Below are 19,901 nucleotides of genomic sequence, written 5' to 3'. Positions count from 1 at the left end.
ACCGCCAAGAACAATTTGGCCGCCCTGGCATGTGGACTTCTTTTCATAATCCAAGGGCGCAAGATGCCACGCGCCCCTGACAGTCGTCGGTGGACAATCGGCCCTGGGAGGAAAGTTCGATGCGTGCGGTGGTGCAGCGGGTGCTGGAAGCGTCGGTGACGGTGGACGGGCAGAAGGTGAGCGACATCGGCCCGGGGCTGCTGGTGCTCCTGGGCGTGGGCAAGGGCGACACCGAGGCGGACGTGGCCTGGATGGTGGAGAAGCTCGCCACGCTGCGCATCTTCGAGGACGCGGGCGGCAAGATGAACCTGTCGCTGGAGGACACCTCGCGGCAGCTCATCGTCGTCAGCCAGTTCACGCTCTACGGCGACGCGCGCAAGGGCCGGCGCCCCAGCTTCATCGACGCCATGGAGCCCACCGTGGCCAAGGCCCTGTACGAGAAGGCCTGTGAGGGCCTGCGTCAGCGCGGCCTGTCCGTGGGCACCGGCATCTTCGCCGCGGACATGAAGGTGGCGCTCGTCAACGACGGGCCCGTCACGCTCCTGTTGGAGAGCCCCGGGAGCACCGCCGCCGCCACGCCCAAGGCCTAGATGCGGACGGAGGTGCCCTTGGTGACGAGCGCCGCGAGGCCCTGCTTCGCCAGCGCCGCCTGACGGATGTGGCCGGTGAGCGCGCCCAGCTCGCGAATCCAGTTCGCCGCGCGCGGCCCCAGCCCGGAGAAGGCCACCGTCAGCGGCGGCGGTTGTGCCTGCTTGCCCAGCCAGTAGGCGAGCACCTCGTCACGCTCCGGCAACGACGGCAGCTTCATGCGCTCCTGCTCGCGCGTGAGCAGCCGCTCCAGCTTGCGCGGCAGGTTCACCTGCCAGTGCGCCACCGCGCGCGCTGGGCGCCAGGCCCAGTCCGCGAAGGCGAAGCGCTCGTTGGGGAAGTACTCGCCCCGGCCCTGGGTGACGAAGACGCGGTCCGGGGGGAACTCCGGGAAGGGGTCCCACTGCCCCGCCAGCAGCGAGGCCAGCCCCACGTCCGCCAGCGGACGCAGGCGGAAGCCGTCGCGCACCTCGCGGGACGTGCGGTTGTCCCAGTAGGGGTAGTGGGCCTCCTCCAGCATCAGCGCCAGGTGCAGCGCCTCGTCCCAGGCGTCCGCGTACCCCGCGTGGCGAGGGTCCACCTCCCAGCCCATGGGCCCCGTCCTCCACGGCTGGAAGGCGAGCCGGTCCACCAGGTCCGCCCAGGGGTCCGCGTCCACCGAGCCCAGGCCGCCGGGCACCGACGTCGCCAGCATGCGCTCGCACAGCATGCGCGACTGGCCGTCCCCCAGCTGCTCCATCAGCGACTCCAGGGCCCCGCTGGCGTCGCCCATGGCGCGCGTGAGGAACGGGAGCACCTGCTCATGGAAGAACGCGTCGTTGATGGGCCGCAGCACCACGTCCATGGTGTCCCCCCCGGCCCGGCGCTCAGGGCCGGGCGTCTTCCTGGATGATGAGCGCGTGGATTTCCGCGGTCGTGGGCGCCTCGAGGATGGCGGCCCGGAAGCGGGGGTTCTTGAAGAGCCGGGAGATGCGGGCCAGGGCCTTCAGGTGCACGCCGGCGCTGTTCTCCGGGGCCACCAGGGCGAAGAACAGGTGGGTGGGCTTGCCGTCGATGGCCTCGAAGTCCACGCCCGCGCGGGACACGCCGAAGGCCGCCTGCAGCTGCGTCATGCCCGGCAGCTTGCCGTGGGGGATGGCCACCCCCTCGCCGATGCCGGTGCTGCCCAGCTTCTCGCGCTCGCGCAGCACCTCCACCAGCCGCTCCTCCAGGAGCGGGGGGTGGGCCCGGGCCAACGTGGCGCTCAGCTCGCGCAACACCTCCTGCTTCGTCCGCGACTGCATGTCCGCGATGACGGCTTGGGGGCTGAGGAACTCGGCGATTCTCACTGACGCTCCCGCGCTGGCGCTCCTGAGATGGCGGCAATTACTCCTCACCCTCGATTCGCGCAAGGGTCGCCTGTCGTCCCGGCGCCACCCCCGCTCACTGCGCGTCAGGGACCGGGACCACGGGCCGCCCCCATGTCTCCCCGCCCCGCCGTCCCCCAGGGGACGATATGCCCTCCCCCAGCGTCCGTTTCCTTCAGTGAACCACGACAGCAAACGAAAAGGGGAGCGACCGCCATGAAGCGAACGCTGTGCTCGAGCCTTGTCCTCTCGCTGCTGGCCACCGGCTGCGCCACGACCGGTGTCCAGGGCTCCGCGCTGGGAGACGCCGCGGGGGAGTCCCTGCTCCTGCGGGGAGACGCCATCACCGGCCCCACCTCCACGCTGAGCATCTCCGACAACAGCATGCGCGGCCGCTACCGCCAGCAGCCGGTGGCGCTCCAGTGGGACTACCAGCTGCTCACGGGCTCGGTGGCCCAGCAGGACGCGCGACTGGAGCTGGCCGAGGGGGACGACACCCGGGTCTGGGGCACCTTCGGCGGCCAGCTGGTGGACCTCACCGAGGACGGCACGTGGCTGCATGGCCGGGTGGGCGGCTGCGCCTACCTCCTGAAGCGGGAGGCGGAGACCCTCTCGGGCGTGCGCGAGTGCGGGGGAGCGCGCGAGTCGGACATCGTCGTGGCCTTCCCCTCCGCCATCCACTCGCGCCCGCTGGGTGAGCGGGCCGCGCTGATGACGCTGGCGCTCGTCAACGTCCGGGCCCCCGCCGTCACCACGCCCGTGGCTGTCTCCACCGGCGTGTTCACCGACCTGCGCAACGCGCAGGGGATGTCCAGCTGCAAGAAGGGCTACTGACGGACCCTCCCAGCCAGGGCCGAGGCGCGCTCCATCTCCCGGGGGAGAGATGGGGCGCGTCGTTTTTACCGGAAGCCCCCCGCGATATGCGCGGTGGGCCCAGGCGTTCTTGGGGATGGATGCGCCAGCCGCCCTACCCGGGCGGTTGGGGGGACACCGACGAGGCCGTGGCCGACCGCGAGCCTCGTGGGAAGCAGCATCCGTGAAGGACCGACGACGCTCCCGTCATCGACTGGATGGGAGCGTCCGCGCTCCGCCTCCTCGAGGGGGGTGGCGGAGCGCGACGCTTCCTTCAGGCCCTCGCCTCAGGTGCCGGCGGCCGCGGCCAGCGCGGGCGGCTCGTGGGGCTCGATGAGGCCGTACTGGCCATCCTTGCGCCGGTAGACGATGCCCAGCGCGTCCGACTCCACGTTGTGGAACACGTAGAAGTCGTTGTTCATCAGGTTCATCTGCATCACCGCCTCGTCCACCGACAGCGGCTTGACGGTGAGCTGGGTGGAGCTCACCACGCGCGTCGCGGCGGCCACGGGGGTCGCGGGCGGGGCGGCGGCGAGCTTCGGCGCGGGCATGTCCACCGTGGACTCCGCGGCGATGTCCGCCAGCTCCTCCGCGTCCGGCACCTCGAAGACGGCGTGACGCACCTTCAGGTGGTTCACCAGGTCCTGACGGTGGTGCACGCGCTCCTTGCCGTGATGCGTCTTGAGCTTGTCGCGGTAGCGGCGCAGCTGGCGCTCGATCTTGTCCATCGCCAGGTCGATGGACGCGTACATGTCATTGCTCTTGTCGCGCCCGCGGAGCACCCAGGCCCCGGAGTGGACGGTGATGTCCGCGTGGTGGATGTGGTTGGCCTCCAACCACAGGACGACGTGTGCCTCTCCTGCTCTGTCCAACAGCTTGTTCACCCGCTCGACCTTCTCGCGTGCGTACTCCTTGAGGGAATCCGACGCCCCGAACTGACGGAAGGTGATGTTGAACTGCATGCGTGGCTGCCTCCTAGGGTGAGGGGAGCTGCGTGACAGATCAGAAACGTTCTGCCCCCGGGAAAGCAACCCGTCCCCCCAGGTTGACTCTTCCCAAGCGCACCTGCCGTCCGGGGCCTGACAACACGCCGTGACTGGTGCTCGGACCTGCGGGGCACCAGACTCTTCAACCCCTCGGAATCAGGCGGTGCGCCGCCGCACGGACAGCAGCGCACCGGGTAGCTCGGGACACGGGCTCAGGCGAGCAGCCTTCCTCCGGTGACACCCAATATCTCCGCGTTCACGAAGCGCGACTCATCCGAGGCGAGGAACACGTAGGACGGCGCCAGCTCCGCCGGCTGCGCGGGGCGGCCCATGGGCGAGTCCTCGCCGAACGTCGACACCTGCTTGCCGTCGAAGGACTGCGGAATCAGCGGCGTCCACACGGGGCCGGGCGCCACGGCGTTGACGCGGATGCCGCGCTCGATGAGCTGCTGCGCCAGGCCCTTGGTGAAGGTGACGATGGCGCCCTTCGTGGTGGCGTAGTCGAGCAGCGGCGGCGTGGGTTGATACGCCTGGATGGAGGCGGTGTTGATGATGGTGCCGCCGGCCTTCATGTGCGGCAGCGCGTAGCGCACCAGGTGGAACATCGCGAGGATGTTGACGCGGAACGTGCGCTCCACGCGCTCGGCGTCCAGCTCCTCGAACTTCTCCACCGCCTTGCCCTGGAAGGCCGCGTTGTTGACGAGGATGTCGATGCGACCGAAGCGCTTCACCGTCGCCTCCACGAGCACGCGGCACTTCGCCTCCACCGCCAGGTCCCCGGGCAACAGCAGCGCCGAGCGCCCCGCGTCCTCCACCACGCGTTGCACCTGTCGGGCGTCGTCCCCCTCGCTCAAGTAGGAGACGGCCACGTCGGCGCCCTCGCGCGCGAAGGCCAGGCACACGGCCCTGCCAATGCCGCTGTCGCCACCGGTGACGAGCGCCACGCGGTCCTTCAGCCGCCCCAGTCCCTTGTAGGACTGCTCGCCGTAGTCCGGCTCCGGCGACATCCGCCCCTCCTTGCCCGGAGGGGCTTGAGTCTGCTCGGGGAAGGGAGGCTTGGGGCCCGCCTCACGCGGGTCGGGGTTCTTCTGGGCCATGGCTGCGCTCCGTTCAGGGGAAAGAGGGTCCCTGCACGGTGGCGTCCGAGGCCGGCCACGACAACCGGGCGAAGCGGGCTCACGTGCCCGCCCGCCCCGGAGGGATGCGAGCGGAGGGCTACTGCACCGAGACGACCTGCTCCTCGGAGTGGAAATAGGTGCCCGAGCAGCTCGTCACGCCCGTGCACTCCAGCACCTCGCCCTGGACCTGGCCCCTGACGGTGAGCAGGTGCGTGGCGGCGCCCAGGTTGGGCGGCACGGTGAAGGTGATGCGGCCCCCGTCGCGCGTGGTGGTGAGCGTCGCGGTGACGGCGCTGCCCTCCGCCAGCAGCGTGGCGCCGGCGGACTCGAGCTTCTCGGTCGACGGCATCCACTGGTACGAATAGGACTGGCCCCGGAGCAGCCGCTGCACGTCGGACACGCCGTCGAAGGAGCGCTTGGCCTGGGCCTCCTTCATGACGACGGTGATGGTGGTGCCGGAGCCGTCCTGGAAGACGACGCGCGCATCGGTGGGCGGCAGCGCGGCCCACTCATCCGGGGCGTAGTCGAAGAAGGCGCGCGTGGGCAGGCACAGGTCGCGGCCCGCGGTGCCATCCACCCCGCCCCGCTCCACCTGCATCGGCTCGCCGTTGAACGTCGCCGTGACGCCCTCGTTCAACCGCGTGCAGACGTCGCCGCCCGCCTGGGAGAAGGTGACGGTGACGCGGTGCGAGCCCGCGGCCTGCTCCAGCTCGAACAGGTCCACATCCGCGTGCGTGTACAGGAGCGTGCGGCCGGACAGCCCCGCCAGGTCCACGTCCTGCTCCTTCAGCGAGGAGCCACAGCCGGCCGCGAGGAGCCCGAGCGCGGCCAGGACACCCGACACCACGCCACCACGGAAACGAGAGGAAGAGTGCATACGGGCCGCACCTATACCGCCCGCGCCCGCCCGACGGGAGCACCAACGGCATGACGCCGTTGCCTTTCCCACCCCGGACCGAGGCCCGCCTGCTCGCTAGCCCTCCTTCTGGAGCATCCCCAAGAGCCGGGCCTTCACCTCCGGCCACTCGGTGTCGATGACGGAGTAGTAGGCGCTGTCGCGCACCACCCCACCCCGTACCAGGACGTGGTTGCGGAGGATTCCCTCGAACTTCGCGCCCAGCCGCTCAATCGCGGCGCGCGAGCGCGTGTTGCGCTGGTCCGTCTTGAGCTGCACGCGCATGACGCCCAGCGACTCGAAGGCGAGCTGGAGCAGCAGGAACTTGCACTCGGTGTTGACGCGCGTGCGCCACACCCTGCGCCCCAGCCACGTCCAGCCGATCTCCAGCGTGCGGCTGTCGCGCTGGATGTCCAGGTAGCTGGTGGAGCCCACCGGCGTGCCCGTCGCCTTCTCGAGGATGACGAAGGGGCGCTCGGTGCCCTTCTCCGCGCCGCGCAGGCGGTCCGCGATGAAGCGCTCCACGTCCGCGAGCGTGCGCGGCACCACCGTGAAGTACGTGAAGAGCGCGTCCTCGCACAGCGCGGTGAGGGCCGGGGCGTGGTCGAGCGACAGGGGCTCCAGGCGCACCGCGCGGCCTTCGAGGACGACGGGGGGAACGACCAGCGGCAGGGGCTCCCGCCAGGGGAGCCCCTCATCCGAGGGAAGCAGGAGGACAGGGGCGCTCATGACGCCCCCAATCTCCGACGGCGCGTCCCCACGCGCCAAGAGCCACTTGTCGCGGGCTCAGTAGTACCGCTTGCGCTTGCTGCTCGGGAGGATGCCCAGCACCTCTCGGTACTTGGCCACCGTGCGGCGGGCAATCTCGGTGCCCTGCGAGCGCAAGAGCTCGACGATCTTCTGGTCCGAGTACGGGTTGCGCGCGTCCTCCTGCGCGACGAGCTGCTTGATGTGGTGCTTCACCGCCTCGCTGGCGGTGTCCTCGCCGGACACGCGGGCGATGGACGAGTTGAAGAAGTACTTCAGCTCGAAGATGCCCTGCGGCGTGTGCACGTACTTGCTCGTCGTCACGCGGCTCACCGTGGACTCGTGCATGCCGATGTCCTCGGCCACGTCGCGCAGGATGAGGGGCTTGAGGTGCGCGATGCCCTTGTCCAGGAAGTCGCGCTGGAACTTCACGATGCTCTCGGTGACCTTGTAGATGGTCCGCTGCCGCTGGTGGATGGAGCGGATGAGCCACACCGCGCTGCGCAGCTTGTCCTGGATGAAGTCCTTCGTCTGGCCGGGGCCCACCGCGCCCGTCTTCAGCGCGTTCCGGTAGGTGCCGGAGATGCGCAGCTTCGACAGGCCGTCGTCGTTGAGCACCACCGTGTACTCGTCCCCCATCTTGTAGACGAAGACGTCGGGGGTGATGTACTGCGCGTCGTCCCCGCTGAAGTTGCGGCCCGGCTTCGGGTCCAGCTTGGGGAGCAGCTTCACCGCCTCCACCACCTCTTCCAAGGTGACCTTCAGGTCCTTGGCGATGGCGGGCAGGTTCTTGCTCTCCAGGTACTTCATGTGCCGCTTGATGATGAGGCCCAACAGCGGCGCCTGCGGCTCCTTCATCCCCTGCAGCTGGATGAGCAGGCACTCCTGCAAGTCGCGAGCGCCGCAGCCGCGCGGCTCCAGCATCTGGATGCGACGCAGGGTGCGCTCGGCGATGTGCATCGGCACGTCCGCCTCGTTGGCCAGGCGGATGAGCGGGTCTCCCTCGATGTCCGGCAGCTTGAGGTAGCCGTCGTCATCCAGGTTGCCCAGGATGAGCATCGCGATGCGGCGCTCGGCGTCGTTCAGGCGCAGCGTGCCCAGCTGCTCCTGGATGTGGTCGACCAGGTCCTCCTTCTTGACCAGGTTCGCCTCGAACGACGGCAGGTCGTCCGTGGCCACGTTGCCCTTGTTGGACGCCGTGGTGGGCTCGTTGAACTGGTAGCTGTTGAGGTACTGCTCCCAGTCGATCTCCGGGGGCCCGTCCCCGTCCGCCTTGAACTCCGGGGCGTTGTCCCCGGAGGCCGACGGCAGCTCCACGTCGCGCGGAATCTCGACGTTGTCCGCCTCCAGCGACGCCTCTCCGGGCTCCTTGTCCCCCACGTCGCCCGGTGCCTGCTCGTCCGGCTGCTCCAGGAGTGGATTCTGATCCATCTCCTCGCGGACCTGCTCCAGCAGCTCCATCCGGGAGAGCTGAAGCAGCTTGATGGCCTGCTGCAGCTGCGGCGTCATCACCAGCTGCTGCGCAAGCTTCAGGCTTTGTTTGAGTTCCATCGCCATGAGACAGGGTCTCCCCGAGTGATTCAGCCCCTACACGACACGGGACCAATCAAAGACCGTGCCAACGTAACAAGGCCCCCTGACGGCGTCTAGTGCCCGAATCGTGGTCCCTTGCTTGCATATTCAAAATTCCACAAGGAAACCAAGAGCTTGCACGCACTGAGCGTGACTGGGCCTTGTTGACCTGTCGACGCAAAAGCGAGGCCAACCGGAGTCTATGCACTCGGTTGGCCGCTTGCCAGTCGTCCCTCAAAGCGGCTGCTGGAGGCGGAACCGCTCCCCCAGGTAGACGGCGCGCGCCCGGGGCGAGGCGGCGATCTCCGCGGGGGTGCCCTCCTCGAGGATCTGCCCCTGTGTGATGATGTAGGCCCTATCACAGATGCCCAGGGTGTCCTGGACGTTGTGGTCGGTGATGAGGACGCCCAGGCCCCGCTCGCGCAGCAGGAAGATCTGCCGCTGGAGGTCGCCCACGTTGATGGGGTCCACGCCGGCGAAGGGCTCGTCGAAGAGGATGAAGCGCGGCTGGGGCAAGAGGCTCCGGGCAATCTCGGCGCGGCGGCGCTCACCGCCGGAGAGGGTGCCGCCCAGGGACTCCGCGACGTGGGAGAGGCCGAACTCCTCCAGGATGGCGCTGGCGCGGGCCTCGCGGGCCTTCTTGTCCAGGCCCTTCTGCAGCTCCAGCACGGACAGGAAGTTGTCGCGCACGGTGAGCTTGCGGAACACGGAGGCTTCCTGGGGCAGGTAGCCCACGCCCCGGCGCGCGCGGCGGTGCATGGGCAGGTGCGTGAGGTCCTCGTCGCCCACGCGCACGCGGCCCGCGTCGGGCGTCACCAGGCCCACCACCATGTTGAAGCTGGTCGTCTTGCCGGCGCCGTTGGGGCCCAACAGGCCCACCACCTCGCCCGGGGACACGGTGAAGGACACGCCGTTGACCACCTGGCGCCCGCGATAGGCCTTCTTGAGCCCCTCCGCGTACAGCTTCGCGTCGCTCATCGCGGCGCCGCCTCCGGGGCCACGGGGGCCGTGCGAGCGGGCGCGGGCGCGGCCTTGCGCTTGGGGGACGAGGGGGCCGACGGCGGCGACTCGAAGATGATGACGGCGTTCTCCACCTCGAGCTTCTCGCTGCCCAGCGTGAGGCGGACCTTCGTCCCTCGCATGTACGTGGTCCCCTGGCGCGCCTCCGGGGTGCCGGTGACGACGAGCACGCCCGAGGCGACGTCGTACTCGGCGCGCTCGCCGCGGGCCATGCGGTCGCCGTCCACCGCGTGCACGCCGCCGGTGCACACCACGCGCGTCACCACGCGGGGCGGCGCGAAGTAGGCGGTCATCCGGTCGCACTTCAGGTCCAGGGTGCGGTGCTTCACCTTCACGTTGCCGGTGAGCGTGGCCTGCGACTTGCCGCCCTCGATGAGGTCGGCGTTGATCTGCACCGGCTCCTTCAGGTCCACCGGCCCCAGGGGCCCCTGGCCCGGGCTGCCCGCGGCGGCGGCGGCAGGCGTGCCCCCATCCGTGGGCGTGGCGGCGGCGACGGCGGGCACCGGCTGCGCCACGAAGAAGGCCATCACGAGGAACTCAATCACGCCCTGATTCTCCCAGCACGGTCTCCACCGAGCCTTCGAAGGTGAACGTCTCATCCGGGAAGGACAGCTCGAAGCGGTCCGCCCGCAACCGGTACGCCGGCCCTCGTACCTTCACGCCCTCGTTGCCCCGGGCGCCCTTCTCCACGGCGTCGTAGGTCAACCGCGGCGTCTCCACCACCATGCCCTCGCCCGTGCGCACCACCACGCCGCCGGACGCCACCAGCTGCTTGGACGCGAGGCTGCCCTCCATATTCGGGGCGCTGATGTCCAGGCCCTTCTCGGTGCCCACCGACATGCCCTGCTCGGGGGTGCCCGGGGGGATGCGCAAGGTCGCGTTCGTGGCCTGCACGTCGCCGCCGGAGCGCTGGTACGTCAGCGACTCGGCGTTGCCCGACAGCGTCAGGCGCTCGCCCTCGTAGGACACCAGGCGCGCGCCGCGGAGCACCACCTGCGGCGGAGGCTGCTGGGACGCCCCCTCCGCCGGGCGACGCGGGGAGCACGCCGCGACGAGCAGGCAGAGGGCGAGGAGGCGGACGGGCTCGGAGCGCGACACGAGGGTGCCTTCTATCACCGGGCGGTGGCCGGCGCCGCCCCGGCGAGCAGGGCCTGGGGGGAGGCCTCGACGGGGGGCCGCGTCTTCCAGCGCTGATGCATCCACACCCACTGCTCGGGGGTGCGCCGGATGGCCGCCTCGATTCGCGCCGACAGGGCGGCGGTGAGCGCCAGCGCCGCGGCCTCGCGGTCCTCGACCTCGGGCAGGGGCACGTCCTCCATGGCCAGCCGGTAGCCGCCGCCCTCCACGCGGTGACAGAAGCCCGTCACCACCGCCGCGCCCGTGCGCACGGCCAGGTCCGCCGCCGCGCGGGGCGTGGCCGCCAGCTGCCCGAAGAAGGGCACGAAGAGCGACTGCACCTTGGTGTCCTGGTCGATGAGCAGCCCCAGGATTTCACCGGCCCGGAGCGCGCGCAGCATGGCCCGCGCCGCGCCGTCCTGGCCCCGCCAGATGCTGCGCACCCCACCCCGCTCCCGGAAGCGCTCCACCAGCTTCGTCAGGCGCGGGTCGGTGGTCTCCTTCGCGATGCTCTGGCTGGGGTAGCCCGCCCGCGCCACCCGCCGGGCCAACAGCTCCCAGTTGCCCACGTGCCCGGAGATGAAGACCACGCCCTTGCCCTTCGCCAGGGCCGCGTCCAGCACCGCCCGGTCCGCCTCCGGCCACGCCACCAGCGACTCCAGCCCCCGGTCCAGCGCGCCCGTGCAGGCCACCTCCAGCGCCGCGGCGCCCAGGTGACGGAAGGACGCGCGGGCCAGGTCCTGCCGCTCCGCGTCGGACTTCTCCGGAAACGCGGTGCCGAGGGACTTCAGGGCCTTGCGGCGCTCACCGCCCGCAATCGTGTAGGCCCACCCGCCCAGGCGGGAGCCCAGGGCCCGGGCCCACCCCAGGGGGAGGGGTTGAAGGCACAACAGGACCGTCCGGATGAGCAGGTACCGGAGGAAACGTTTCAGGCGCTTTGCTAAGGGTGGACGCTCCACACGTCGCTCCATATCCCATGCGCGAATACAACTTCGACGGGCTCGTCGGTCCTACCCACAACTACGCGGGTCTGTCGCCCGGCAACCTGGCGTCACAGAGTCACGTCGGAGAGTCGAGCCATCCCCGGGAGGCCGCGCTCCAGGGCCTGGAGAAGATGCGCTTCGTCTCCGGCCTGGGGGTCGGCCAGGCGGTGCTGCCACCCCAGCCGCGCCCCTCGCTGCGCGCCCTGAGGACCCTGGGCTTCACCGGCACCGACGAGGAGGTCATCACCCGCGCCGCGCGCGAGGCCGAGCACCTGCTGCGGCTGACCTCCAGCGCGTCCTCCATGTGGACCGCCAACGCGGCCACCGTGGCGCCCAGCTCCGACACGGCGGACGGCCGGGTGCACCTGACGCCCGCCAACCTGTCGCAGATGTTCCACCGCGCGCTGGAGGCGGACACCACGCACGCGGTGCTTCGCGCCATCTTCGCCGACGAGAAGCACTTCGCGGTGCACGCGCCCCTGCCGCCCGGCAGCCACTTCGCGGACGAGGGCGCGGCCAACCACACACGCCTGGCCACCCCGGGGCACGCGGGGGTGCACCTGCTCGCCTGGGGCCGCAGCGCGTGGCAGGACGTGACGGGCCCCAAGCGCTTCCCGGCGCGCCAGACGCTGGAGGCGAGCCAGGCGCTCGCGCGGCTGCACCAGTTGGACGCGCGCTCGGTGCTCTTCCCGCAGCAGCACCCCGAGGGCATCGACGCGGGGGCCTTCCACACGGACGTGCTCGCGGTGGGCAACGAGCGCTTCCTCATGCTGCACGAGCTGGCCTTCGTGGACCACCCGGGGCTGCTCCAGGTGCTGCGCGAGAAGCTGGGCCCGGACTTCCGCGCGGTGGTGGCCAGCAGCGCGGAGCTGCCCCCCAAGGACGCGGTGAAGGCGTACCCCTTCAACTCGCAGGTGCTGACGCTGCCGGACGGGACGATGGCCATCGTCGCGCCCATCGAGAGCCGCGAGACGCCCGCGGCCCGAGGCTTCCTGGAGCGCGTGGTGGCCGAGGACACGCCGGTGAAGGCGGTGCACTACCTGGACGTGCGCCAGTCCATGAACAACGGCGGCGGGCCCGCCTGCCTGCGTCAGCGCGTGTGGCTGACGGACACCGAGCGCCGCGCCATCCACGCGGACGTCTTCTACACGCCCGCCCTGCACGAATCGCTCGCCGCCTGGGTGCGCCGCCACTACCGCGACGTGCTGCGTCCCAAGGATTTGCAGGACCCGCTGCTCGCGCGCGAGACGATGACGGCGCTGGACGAGCTGACGCGCATCCTCAAGCTCGGCAGCGTCTACGACTTCCAGCAGTGACGCCCGCCCGCCTGCTCCAGTGACAGGACGCCGAGCCCTCGCACCAGGGGCTCCGTCCCGAGGGGCGAGGAGTGCCGTGGCCCCAACCGTCGCGGTGACACACCTTTCGTTCAAGGAGGTGGCGTCCCGTGATTCCGGCTTCCATCCAATACTATCTGCGTCGCAACCGAGTCCTCTACGAGCGCTACTGGCACCCCCGGGCGGTCACCGCCCAGGAGCTGGCCGAGGCGCTCCATGTCTCCGGCTGGCGCGTGGCCAAGTCCGTCATCGTGATGGCGGACCGTCAGCCCTGGATCTTCGTCGTCCCCGCGGCGGGCACCGTCGATTTGGAGCGCGTGCGGGAGCTGCTCGGCGTGCGCACCGCCCGGCTCGCCACCGAGCGGGAGTTCTCCGACCACTTCCCGGACTGCGAGGTCGGCGCGGAGCCGCCCTTCGGCGAGCTGTACGGCCTGCCCGTGGCGGTGGATGAGACGTTGAGCCTCACCGAGCACCTGCTCTTCCGCGCGGGCTCGCACGAGGAGGCCCTGGAGATGCGCTTCCAGGACTTCGCCACGCTGGAGTGGCCGCTCGTCGCCTCGTTCATCCACGAGCGGCTTCAACCCTCGGCCTCGGCCGTCACCGTCATCCCTCCCATCCTGATGGAGCAGGACGCGCCGATTCCGGCGTGAGGAGGGTCAGGGTTCCACGAGCGGCTCGCGGGAGTCTCCCAGCAGGTGCTCCAGCTCCTGCGCGCGCGGGTCGCTCAAGAGCTCCTTGCGACGCGAGTCCACGCGAGCACGCTCGGCGGACTCCAGCCGCGTCATCCAGGCCCGCGCGGCCTCGCGCGCATCGGGCGGCAACAGCGCCAGCCCCTCGCTCACCGAGCGGGCCGCCGCGTCGTAGCGCTTGAGTGACTCCTGCAGCCGCGCCACCGCGAAGTGGGCCTCCGCGCTCGGCAGGAGCCGGGCCACCGTCTGCCGCCGGTCCACCGCGCGCGACAGGAGCCCCTCGCGCTCGAGCCCGTCCGCCTCCATCGACAAGAGGCGCGCCCGCTGACGGTAGTCCGTGACGAGGCCGCCCACCTCCTGGAGCGTCTGGCGCGCCCGCCGCGTCAGGCCCGCGTCCATCTGCCAGGAGGCCAGGATGAGGGCCAGCTCCAGGTCCTCGGGGTGACGTGAGCGCAGGGCCTCGATGTCCCTCAACGCGGCGTCGCTCTCTCCTCGCCCCCGGAGCACCTCGGCGCGCAGGAGCGCGGTGTCACGCTCACCCGGCGCTCGACGCTCGACCTGCACGCAGGCCGCCTCCGCCTCGGGCAGCTCCTTGCGCGTCAGCCGCAGCCGCGCCTCCCGGGCCCACAGGGCCGTGACACCCGGGCGGCCCTCGAAGTGCTCTCGCGCCCAGGCACCATAGGCCAGCGCGAGGTCCGAACGATTCAGATGCCAGGACAGCGCGTCCAGCAGCGCCCCGGCGATGTCGGGCGAGTCCGGCGTCATCGCCACCAGGTCCTCCACCGTGCGAGCCCGTCGGACCGCGTCGCCCACGAGCGCGCCCTTCTCGCCCGCCTCGTACGCCAGCCGGTACTCCAGGAAGGCCTGCGAGCGGTGCCCCATCGCCAGCAGCGCATGCGCCGCGACCCGATGAGACACCGCGTCCAGCGGCGCCAGGTACAGCGCGCGATTCACGAAGGCCAGCGTCTGGCTCGCGCCCTCGACCCCTCGCGCCGCGTGCGCGGAGGCCACCAGTCGATACAGCAGGTAGTCGGCCGGGTGCCGGTCGATGAGCGCGAGCCCCCGCGCATGCACCGTCTCCACCGGCGCCCGCGCGCGGACCTGCTCCGCCAGCTCGGTCTCCGCGTCCGAGAGTCGCGAGGCACCGGGCAGCAAGGCCACCAACGCCACCGCCATCAGCGCACCACTGGCGCCCAGCGAGACGAGGGACGAAGGCAGCGCCCACGCGTCCGCGGTGTCGCGCTCGCGAGGGCGCGCCACCGTGCCGAGCACCACCAGCGCCGCCACCGCGCAGGCCGGCAGCTCCAGGCTGAAGTCGAAGAGGTTGTGCAGGGCCAGCGCCGCCACGCCCGCGAGCGCGGACACCTCCAGCGCGTCCAGCCCTTCACGTCGCGCCAGCCGCGCGAAGCCCCAGACGGCCAGGACCAGCAGCAGCAACCCGGGCAGGCCCAGCTCCGCCGCCAGCTGGAGCACGGCGTTCTCCGGGTGCGTGAGCGTGTTCGGGTTGAGCTCGGACTGGTAGCGCGGGAAGGCCGCCTCGAACGCGCCGCGCCCCATGCCCAGCGCCGGGAAGGACGCGGCTGCCCTCGCCATCATCGGCCACAGGGACACCTTGGACTGGCCCAGCTTCTCCAGGCTGTCCGCCGAGCGGGCCTCGGCCCAGAGCGGCTCCGCCACCGCGTACGCGCCCACGGCCAGCACCGCCACGAGCCCCAGCACCGGGACGAAGCTCCGCGCGGACGTGACGCCGCGCCGGTCCTCCTGGCGCCTTCGCGCGAGCCACAGCGCGAGCAGTCCCTGACCGAGGACGAGGAACACGATGCCGCCCCGTGACAGCGTCAGCACCACGCCCAGCCCACACGCGCCCGCCGCCAGCGCATACGGCAGCGCCTTCATGGGAGGCCGCATCGTGAGCGCCAGCCCCACGCCCACCGACGCCCCCAGTCCGAGGAAGCCCGCCAGGTGATTGGGGTTGCCGAAGAACGTCACCAGCGTCGGATGCGCGTGCACCCAGGAGCGCAGGCCGAACAGCGACGTCACGCCCATGAGCGCGTGGCCCAGCCCCACCAGCGTCACCGCCGCGCCCGTGAAGGTCACCACCGCGAGCAGCCTGCGACGGCTGTCCTTCGAGCGCGACACCTGGACCGTGGCGAGGAAGACGAGCAGGTACGCCAGGTGCTTCGACAGCTCACGCCACGTGGCCGGCGGGTCCAGCGACACGGGCCGCGCGCCACCGAGGCCCAGGGGCTCCAGCGCGAACTCCCGCAGCGCCGCGGCCTCCGGGCTCACCCACCCCAGCACGCCCGAGGGCAGGGGGACGAGCTGCACCGCGCACAGCGCCGCGCCCGCGGCCAGGGGCGCGGCCATGAGCGGGAAGCGCAGCGACTGACCGTGTCGCCGCGCGCCGATGCACGCCAGCAGGGCCGCCGCGCCGGAGAGGAGGCCCAGCGGGACGAGCACCCACTTCGCCGCGCCGCCGAGCGCCAGCGGACACACGACGACGAGCATGGCCAGGGCCACTTCGGCGAGCCGGGTGTACCGGGAGCTGCTGCGTTGCGAGGGGGCCATGCGAGAGGGCTTGCGAGTATGGCATGGGCTCCGCAACCCTCTGCTTTCCGGCCCGCACGTCCTGCTCGGCGGCTGACAGGGCCGGCAGGCGCGGAGCCCCTCCCTCCCTGTCCGGCGTTGAAAACCCCTACGGCCCCCGAGTGGGCTTGCATCCCGAAGACCTTCTGGCATCTTCGCCCGCACCCATGCGCCGCTTCCTGCTCGCCACCGCCCTCCTCTGCGCCACCCTGTCCGGCCTCGCCGGCTGCAAGGGGCCCTGCCGCGAGCTGTCCGAGAAGCTGTGCGACTGCTCCATCAACTCGGTGGAGAAGGAACTCTGCCTCCAGAACGCCTCGCGCGAGGAGAGCCGGGTGGAGCCCACCCCCGAGCAGGAGGCCGTCTGCGAGACGAAGCTCGCCGGCTGCGACTGCAAGAAGATTGAAACCGCCGAGGGCAAGCGCGAGTGCGGCATCGCCCGCGAGGGCGGCATCGACTGAGGAGGCGGTAGCCCTCAGGCCCCCGGCGCCACCGGCCGCGCGCGCGTGGATGCACCCTCCGCGTCCACCCACGGCTGCAGCGCCTTGCGCACCCGGGAGCGCATCGGCGTCTCCACGTACCGGTGCACCAGCACGGACGCGGGCAGCGCCAACAGCAGCACCGAGCCCAGCCAGCCCCACGGCGTGTTGAGGTCCACCCACGGCGACAGCACGCGCTCCAGCTTCATCGCCGCCTCGCCCGCGGGGTACTGGAGCAGGTACAGCGCGTAGCTCGCCGAGCCCAGGTGCACCGCCCACGGGCGTGACAGCACCCGGCCCAGCAGGCCCCCACCCCGCGCCAGCCCGTACACGAGCAGCCCCGAGGCGGGCGCCAACAGCGCGTTGTGCATCAGCACGTACGGAATGCGCTCGCCCGCCGCGCCCGCCGCCACCAGCATCGCCGCGCCCAAGGCCGCCAGCACCGCGCCCGAGCCCTTCGCCGCACCCGCCTGCCGCTCACGCACGAAGCACCAGCCCAGGAGCACGCCGAAGAGGAACTCCGGCAGGCGCGAGAGCGGCGCGAACTTGAGCACCGCCAGCCACGCGCCCCACGAGTGCGCATCCACCGTGTCCAGCCCATCGGGTCGCAGCGCGAGGTAGAGCACCGGCGGCACGAGCCCCAGCACCCACGTCGCGCCCAGCGCCACGGGCAACAAGGACGGCTTCAGGCGCGACAGCCCGCGCGCGAGCTTCGGGAACAGCGCGTAGAAGAACGCCTCCACCGCCACGGACCAGCCCGGCGGGTTCCAGTACAGCGCGAGCAGCGGCACCCACGCCTGCACCAGGGCCAGCGTCGCCACCGCCGCCACCGCGAGCTTCACCAAGGCCACGTGCCACGCGTTGCTCGCGAACGAGGCGAGCATGGTGGGCGGCGCGGACAGCAGGAAGGTGAGCAGATACACGGGATAGACGCGGGCCACGCGGGCCGCGAGGAAGGCGCGCGTGCCCGTCTCCATGCGCCCGTCCGCGTCCAGGTAGTTCCAGGCGAGCACGAAGCCGGACAGGACGAAGAACACGCCCACGGCCGAGAAGCCCGCGCCCACCAGGTTCTGCAGCCACTCCGGCGCCGGCGCCAGGGCCGGACGCGCGAAGTGGAACAGCACGACATGCAGGGCCGCGAAGAAGCGCAGCCCCGTCAACGCATCGAGTGAACCGCCCCGGCTCACCGCCGGCCGATGCCGTAGTACGTGAAGCCCAGCTCGCGCATGCGCACGGGGTCGAACACGTTGCGGCCGTCGAAGATGACCGGCGCCTTCATCAGCGACTTCATGCGCTCGAAGTCCGGGTGACGGAACTCGTTCCACTCCGTGACGACGAAGAGCGCGTCCACGCCCTCCAGCGCCTCGTAGGGCACGCTGGCGTAGCGGATGCGGTCACCGAAGACGCGCCTCGCCGTGTGCGTGGCCACCGGGTCGTGCGCCACCACCGAGGCGCCCTTGCCGATGAGGCCCTCGATGACCTCGATGGACGGCGCCTCGCGCATGTCGTCCGTCTTCGGCTTGAAGGCCAGACCCCACACGCCGAACTTCTTGCCCTCCAGCGAGCCGCCGAAGTGCTTGGCCGCCTTGTTCACCAGGAGCTTCTTCTGCCGCTCGTTGGTGCGCTCCACGGCGCGCAGCAGGTCCAGCTCCAGGCCGAACTCGCGCGCGGTGGCGCCCAGCGCCTTCACGTCCTTGGGGAAGCACGAGCCGCCGTAGCCCACGCCCGGGAAGAGGAACGGGTAGCCGATGCGCTTGTCGGAGCCCAGGCCCTTGCGCACGAAGTCCACGTCCGCGCCCACCTTCTCGCAGAGCGCGGAGATGTCATTCATGAACGAGATGCGCGTGGCGAGCATCGCGTTGGCGGCGTACTTGGTCAGCTCCGCCGAGCGCGTGTCCATGAAGAGCACCGGGTTCTCGGTGCGCACGAAGGGCGCGTACAGCTCGCCCATCACCTTGCGGCCGCGCTCGGAGTCCACGCCGATGACCACGCGGTCCGGCTTGAGGAAGTCGTCCAGCGCGGCGCCCTCCTTGAGGAACTCCGGGTTGGAGACGACGTCGAACTCCACGCTCGTCACCTTGCGGATGGCCTCGCGCACCTTGTCCGCGGTGCCCACCGGCACGGTGCTCTTGTCCACCACCACCGTGTACTGCTTCATCGCCTTGCCGATCTGCTCGGCGGCGGCCAGCACGTACTGGAGGTCGGCGTCGCCCGTCTCACCCTCGGGCGTGCCCACCGCGATGAACACCACGTGCGCGTTGGAGACGGCCTCGGCCAGGTCGCGCGTGAAGAACAGGCGCTTCTCGCGCACGTTCTTCTTGATGAGCTCCTCGAGCCCGGGCTCGTAGATGGGCACCTCGCCCGCCTGGAGCATGCGAATCTTCCGCTCGTCGATGTCCACGCACGTGACGTCGTTGCCCGAGTCCGCGAAGCAGGTGCCCGCGACCAGGCCGACGTAGCCCGTTCCGATGATGGCAATACGCATTGAAGGAGTCCCAGTGGGGAGGTGTCTTGACCAGAACTCATACGCCGGGACGCGCTCGGAAAGGAAGCCCGTCCCTGGGGCAGTTCAGCAACCGGGCGGGCTCACTGCCCGGTGAGCAGGCGCCGCACTCTTTCCAAGCCCCTGAGAGCCGAGGTCCGCCCGGGGGTGCTGACTGGACCCACCACCGTGCGGTCCAACAGCTCGCGCGTCGCCCGGCGCAGGGGCGGCAGCGCGGCGGTGGCATCGGCCGCGGCCTCCGGGAAGAGGCGGGCGATGATGGACAGCGACGTGTACAGGGCGCGCTCCAGGCGCCAGTCGGCGGCCCGGGCGAGCAGCGCGGGCACATCCAGCGGGCGCGAGTAGACACCGCCCATCCACTTGGCGCCCGTGACGAGCTCGCGGAGGTCGATGAAGGACAGCCAGGGTACGTCGTACCCCTGACGCGCGTGCTCCAGGCAGACCAGGAGGACCGAATCCTCCAGGTCGGCCCGGTACATGGAGGGGCCGTAGACCTTCATCGGCTTGGCACGCTCGATGATGCCGGCGGTCTGCTCGCGGCGCTGGGGACCCAGGATGTCGGAGTAGAGGTGGATGGCGGTGCGGCCGTCGGTGACGACCTTGGTGGCGCCGCTGTGGGAGGCGTCGGCCTCCGGCTTGAACTCGTGGTTGGAGAGGAAGCCGGCGAAGCCATCCACGTCCATGCGGCGCAGGAGCAGCTGCAGCTCGAGCACGGGGCGGAAGCCGATGTGCGGATAGAGCGCCTCGGCGAAGGCGGCCGAGCCCATGAGGACCAGCTTGCGTCCCTCCAGCTCGTCGACGACCTGCTTGAAGTTGACGAGCTTCATCACGTTGTCGTTGACGGAGCCCTGGTAGACGGAGAGCAGCCTGTCGCGGGCCCACTCGGGCGCGGCGCTGGCGCCCAGGCGGTACTCCAGGTTGTAGGCCGCCAGCGGCGCCAGGCCCTGGGCGATGGCCCAGTCCACGTACTCCTCCCAGGGCGCGCCCTTGAGGGCACCTCGCGGTGGGTCGAACGAGGCGAGGACGCGGAAGGTGTCGAGCAGGCTGAGCGGCATGGTGGCCCCCTTTAACGGGCCCACCGCATGCCCTG

General features: G+C 70.9%; 20 protein-coding genes. 5 read left to right on the top strand and 15 right to left on the bottom strand.

Translation table 11 applies throughout. The annotated features are described in order from the left end of the window. Nucleotides 1-119 precede the first annotated feature (119 nt). Nucleotides 120-590: a D-aminoacyl-tRNA deacylase gene (gene dtd / locus AC6JA9_RS06155; RefSeq protein WP_223783449.1), complete on the top strand. Its 471-nt coding sequence runs from the start codon at nt 120-122 to the stop codon at nt 588-590. Here the strand turns inward: dtd and AC6JA9_RS06150 are convergent. Next, entirely contained in the window at nt 587-1,432 is an 846-nt protein-coding gene (locus AC6JA9_RS06150; protein ID WP_141324636.1) for a hypothetical protein, read from the bottom strand. The two genes, dtd and AC6JA9_RS06150, sit on opposite strands and share 4 nt — an antisense overlap. Nucleotides 1,433-1,454: 22 nt before the next feature. Beyond that, nucleotides 1,455-1,916: a PTS sugar transporter subunit IIA gene (locus AC6JA9_RS06145; protein WP_046711218.1), complete on the bottom strand. Its 462-nt coding sequence runs from the start codon at nt 1,914-1,916 to the stop codon at nt 1,455-1,457. Between the two features lie 234 nt (nt 1,917-2,150). Between AC6JA9_RS06145 and AC6JA9_RS06140 the strand changes: the two genes are divergently transcribed. Then, complete coding sequence (locus AC6JA9_RS06140; RefSeq protein WP_497959255.1) at nt 2,151-2,768, top strand: hypothetical protein; 618 nt, start codon at nt 2,151-2,153, stop codon at nt 2,766-2,768. A gap of 305 nt (nt 2,769-3,073) precedes the next feature. On the opposite strand, the gene hpf is transcribed toward AC6JA9_RS06140, so the two are convergent. The 9 genes from hpf to AC6JA9_RS06095 form a co-directional block, all read right to left on the bottom strand. Further along, on the bottom strand, nt 3,074-3,748 hold the full coding sequence (gene hpf, locus AC6JA9_RS06135; RefSeq protein WP_497959254.1) for a ribosome hibernation-promoting factor, HPF/YfiA family: 675 nt from the start codon (nt 3,746-3,748) through the stop codon (nt 3,074-3,076). Between the two features lie 236 nt (nt 3,749-3,984). Then, on the bottom strand, nt 3,985-4,869 hold the full coding sequence (locus tag AC6JA9_RS06130; RefSeq protein WP_497959253.1) for an SDR family oxidoreductase: 885 nt from the start codon (nt 4,867-4,869) through the stop codon (nt 3,985-3,987). A 118-nt stretch (nt 4,870-4,987) separates the two neighbouring features. Further along, on the bottom strand, nt 4,988-5,767 hold the full coding sequence (locus AC6JA9_RS06125; protein ID WP_223783452.1) for a hypothetical protein: 780 nt from the start codon (nt 5,765-5,767) through the stop codon (nt 4,988-4,990). A gap of 96 nt (nt 5,768-5,863) precedes the next feature. Beyond that, nucleotides 5,864-6,514, bottom strand: a complete 651-nt coding sequence (locus tag AC6JA9_RS06120; protein ID WP_473570540.1) for a GNAT family N-acetyltransferase — start codon at nt 6,512-6,514, stop codon at nt 5,864-5,866. A gap of 57 nt (nt 6,515-6,571) precedes the next feature. After that, nucleotides 6,572-8,089, bottom strand: coding sequence for an RNA polymerase factor sigma-54 (rpoN, locus tag AC6JA9_RS06115; protein WP_223746142.1), 1,518 nt, complete (start codon nt 8,087-8,089; stop codon nt 6,572-6,574). Between the two features lie 249 nt (nt 8,090-8,338). Further along, nucleotides 8,339-9,082 carry an LPS export ABC transporter ATP-binding protein gene (gene lptB, locus AC6JA9_RS06110; protein WP_046711212.1) on the bottom strand — a complete coding sequence of 248 codons (744 nt, stop codon included), beginning with the start codon at nt 9,080-9,082 and terminating at the stop codon, nt 8,339-8,341. Then, on the bottom strand, nt 9,079-9,669 hold the full coding sequence (locus AC6JA9_RS06105) for an LptA/OstA family protein (RefSeq protein ID WP_223746141.1): 591 nt from the start codon (nt 9,667-9,669) through the stop codon (nt 9,079-9,081). Before AC6JA9_RS06105 ends, lptB begins: the two co-directional genes overlap by 4 nt. Next, complete coding sequence (locus tag AC6JA9_RS06100) at nt 9,662-10,222, bottom strand: LptA/OstA family protein (protein WP_223746140.1); 561 nt, start codon at nt 10,220-10,222, stop codon at nt 9,662-9,664. Before AC6JA9_RS06100 ends, AC6JA9_RS06105 begins: the two co-directional genes overlap by 8 nt. A 14-nt stretch (nt 10,223-10,236) precedes the next feature. Continuing rightward, entirely contained in the window at nt 10,237-11,211 is a 975-nt protein-coding gene (locus AC6JA9_RS06095; RefSeq protein WP_408888038.1) for a lysophospholipid acyltransferase family protein, read from the bottom strand. 5 nt (nt 11,212-11,216) lie between these two features. Here AC6JA9_RS06095 and astB point away from each other — a divergent pair, with 5 nt between their 5' ends. Both astB and AC6JA9_RS06085 read left to right on the top strand, forming a co-directional pair. Next, on the top strand, nt 11,217-12,539 hold the full coding sequence (gene astB, locus AC6JA9_RS06090; protein ID WP_141324647.1) for an N-succinylarginine dihydrolase: 1,323 nt from the start codon (nt 11,217-11,219) through the stop codon (nt 12,537-12,539). Nucleotides 12,540-12,667: 128 nt separating this feature from the next. Next, nucleotides 12,668-13,207: an aminoacyl-tRNA deacylase gene (locus tag AC6JA9_RS06085; RefSeq protein ID WP_141324648.1), complete on the top strand. Its 540-nt coding sequence runs from the start codon at nt 12,668-12,670 to the stop codon at nt 13,205-13,207. Between the two features lie 6 nt (nt 13,208-13,213). Here the strand turns inward: AC6JA9_RS06085 and AC6JA9_RS06080 are convergent, their stop codons facing one another. Further along, the gene (locus AC6JA9_RS06080; protein ID WP_223783456.1) at nt 13,214-15,814 is read right to left on the bottom strand and encodes an O-antigen ligase family protein; all 2,601 of its coding nucleotides are present in this window, start codon (nt 15,812-15,814) and stop codon (nt 13,214-13,216) included. A gap of 185 nt (nt 15,815-15,999) precedes the next feature. On the opposite strand from AC6JA9_RS06080, the gene AC6JA9_RS06075 reads away from it, so the two are divergent. Beyond that, nucleotides 16,000-16,290 carry a hypothetical protein gene (locus AC6JA9_RS06075; RefSeq protein ID WP_141324650.1) on the top strand — a complete coding sequence of 97 codons (291 nt, stop codon included), beginning with the start codon at nt 16,000-16,002 and terminating at the stop codon, nt 16,288-16,290. A 14-nt stretch (nt 16,291-16,304) separates the two neighbouring features. Here the strand turns inward: AC6JA9_RS06075 and AC6JA9_RS06070 are convergent, their stop codons facing one another. The 3 genes from AC6JA9_RS06070 to AC6JA9_RS06060 form a co-directional block, all read right to left on the bottom strand. Further along, nucleotides 16,305-17,495, bottom strand: coding sequence for an acyltransferase family protein (locus AC6JA9_RS06070; RefSeq protein WP_408888040.1), 1,191 nt, complete (start codon nt 17,493-17,495; stop codon nt 16,305-16,307). Further along, nucleotides 17,492-18,793 (bottom strand): UDP-glucose dehydrogenase family protein, encoded by a 1,302-nt coding sequence (locus AC6JA9_RS06065; RefSeq protein WP_267697944.1) that lies wholly within the window; start codon nt 18,791-18,793, stop codon nt 17,492-17,494. Before AC6JA9_RS06065 ends, AC6JA9_RS06070 begins: the two co-directional genes overlap by 4 nt. Before the next feature lie 101 nt (nt 18,794-18,894). Continuing rightward, entirely contained in the window at nt 18,895-19,866 is a 972-nt protein-coding gene (locus AC6JA9_RS06060; protein ID WP_223746134.1) for a nucleotidyltransferase family protein, read from the bottom strand. Nucleotides 19,867-19,901: the final 35 nt, after the last annotated feature.

The sequence above is a fragment of the Myxococcus sp. MH1 genome, from assembly GCF_059738865.1.
Note: the sequence above shows the minus strand (reverse complement) of the source record. Positions and strands in the feature narration are given on the sequence as shown.

Coding starts and splice junctions, on each gene's coding strand:
- dtd (WP_223783449.1), top strand. CDS start 120: ATGCGTGCGGTGGTGCAGCGGGTGCTGGAAGCGTCGGTGACGGTGGAC.
- AC6JA9_RS06150 (WP_141324636.1), bottom strand. CDS start 1,432: ATGGACGTGGTGCTGCGGCCCATCAACGACGCGTTCTTCCATGAGCAG.
- AC6JA9_RS06140 (WP_497959255.1), top strand. CDS start 2,151: ATGAAGCGAACGCTGTGCTCGAGCCTTGTCCTCTCGCTGCTGGCCACC.
- hpf (WP_497959254.1), bottom strand. CDS start 3,748: ATGCAGTTCAACATCACCTTCCGTCAGTTCGGGGCGTCGGATTCCCTC.
- AC6JA9_RS06130 (WP_497959253.1), bottom strand. CDS start 4,869: ATGGCCCAGAAGAACCCCGACCCGCGTGAGGCGGGCCCCAAGCCTCCC.
- AC6JA9_RS06125 (WP_223783452.1), bottom strand. CDS start 5,767: ATGCACTCTTCCTCTCGTTTCCGTGGTGGCGTGGTGTCGGGTGTCCTG.
- AC6JA9_RS06120 (WP_473570540.1), bottom strand. CDS start 6,514: ATGAGCGCCCCTGTCCTCCTGCTTCCCTCGGATGAGGGGCTCCCCTGG.
- rpoN (WP_223746142.1), bottom strand. CDS start 8,089: ATGGCGATGGAACTCAAACAAAGCCTGAAGCTTGCGCAGCAGCTGGTG.
- lptB (WP_046711212.1), bottom strand. CDS start 9,082: ATGAGCGACGCGAAGCTGTACGCGGAGGGGCTCAAGAAGGCCTATCGC.
- AC6JA9_RS06095 (WP_408888038.1), bottom strand. CDS start 11,211: ATGGAGCGACGTGTGGAGCGTCCACCCTTAGCAAAGCGCCTGAAACGT.
- astB (WP_141324647.1), top strand. CDS start 11,217: ATGCGCGAATACAACTTCGACGGGCTCGTCGGTCCTACCCACAACTAC.
- AC6JA9_RS06080 (WP_223783456.1), bottom strand. CDS start 15,814: ATGGCCCCCTCGCAACGCAGCAGCTCCCGGTACACCCGGCTCGCCGAA.
- AC6JA9_RS06075 (WP_141324650.1), top strand. CDS start 16,000: ATGCGCCGCTTCCTGCTCGCCACCGCCCTCCTCTGCGCCACCCTGTCC.
- AC6JA9_RS06065 (WP_267697944.1), bottom strand. CDS start 18,793: ATGCGTATTGCCATCATCGGAACGGGCTACGTCGGCCTGGTCGCGGGC.
- AC6JA9_RS06060 (WP_223746134.1), bottom strand. CDS start 19,866: ATGCCGCTCAGCCTGCTCGACACCTTCCGCGTCCTCGCCTCGTTCGAC.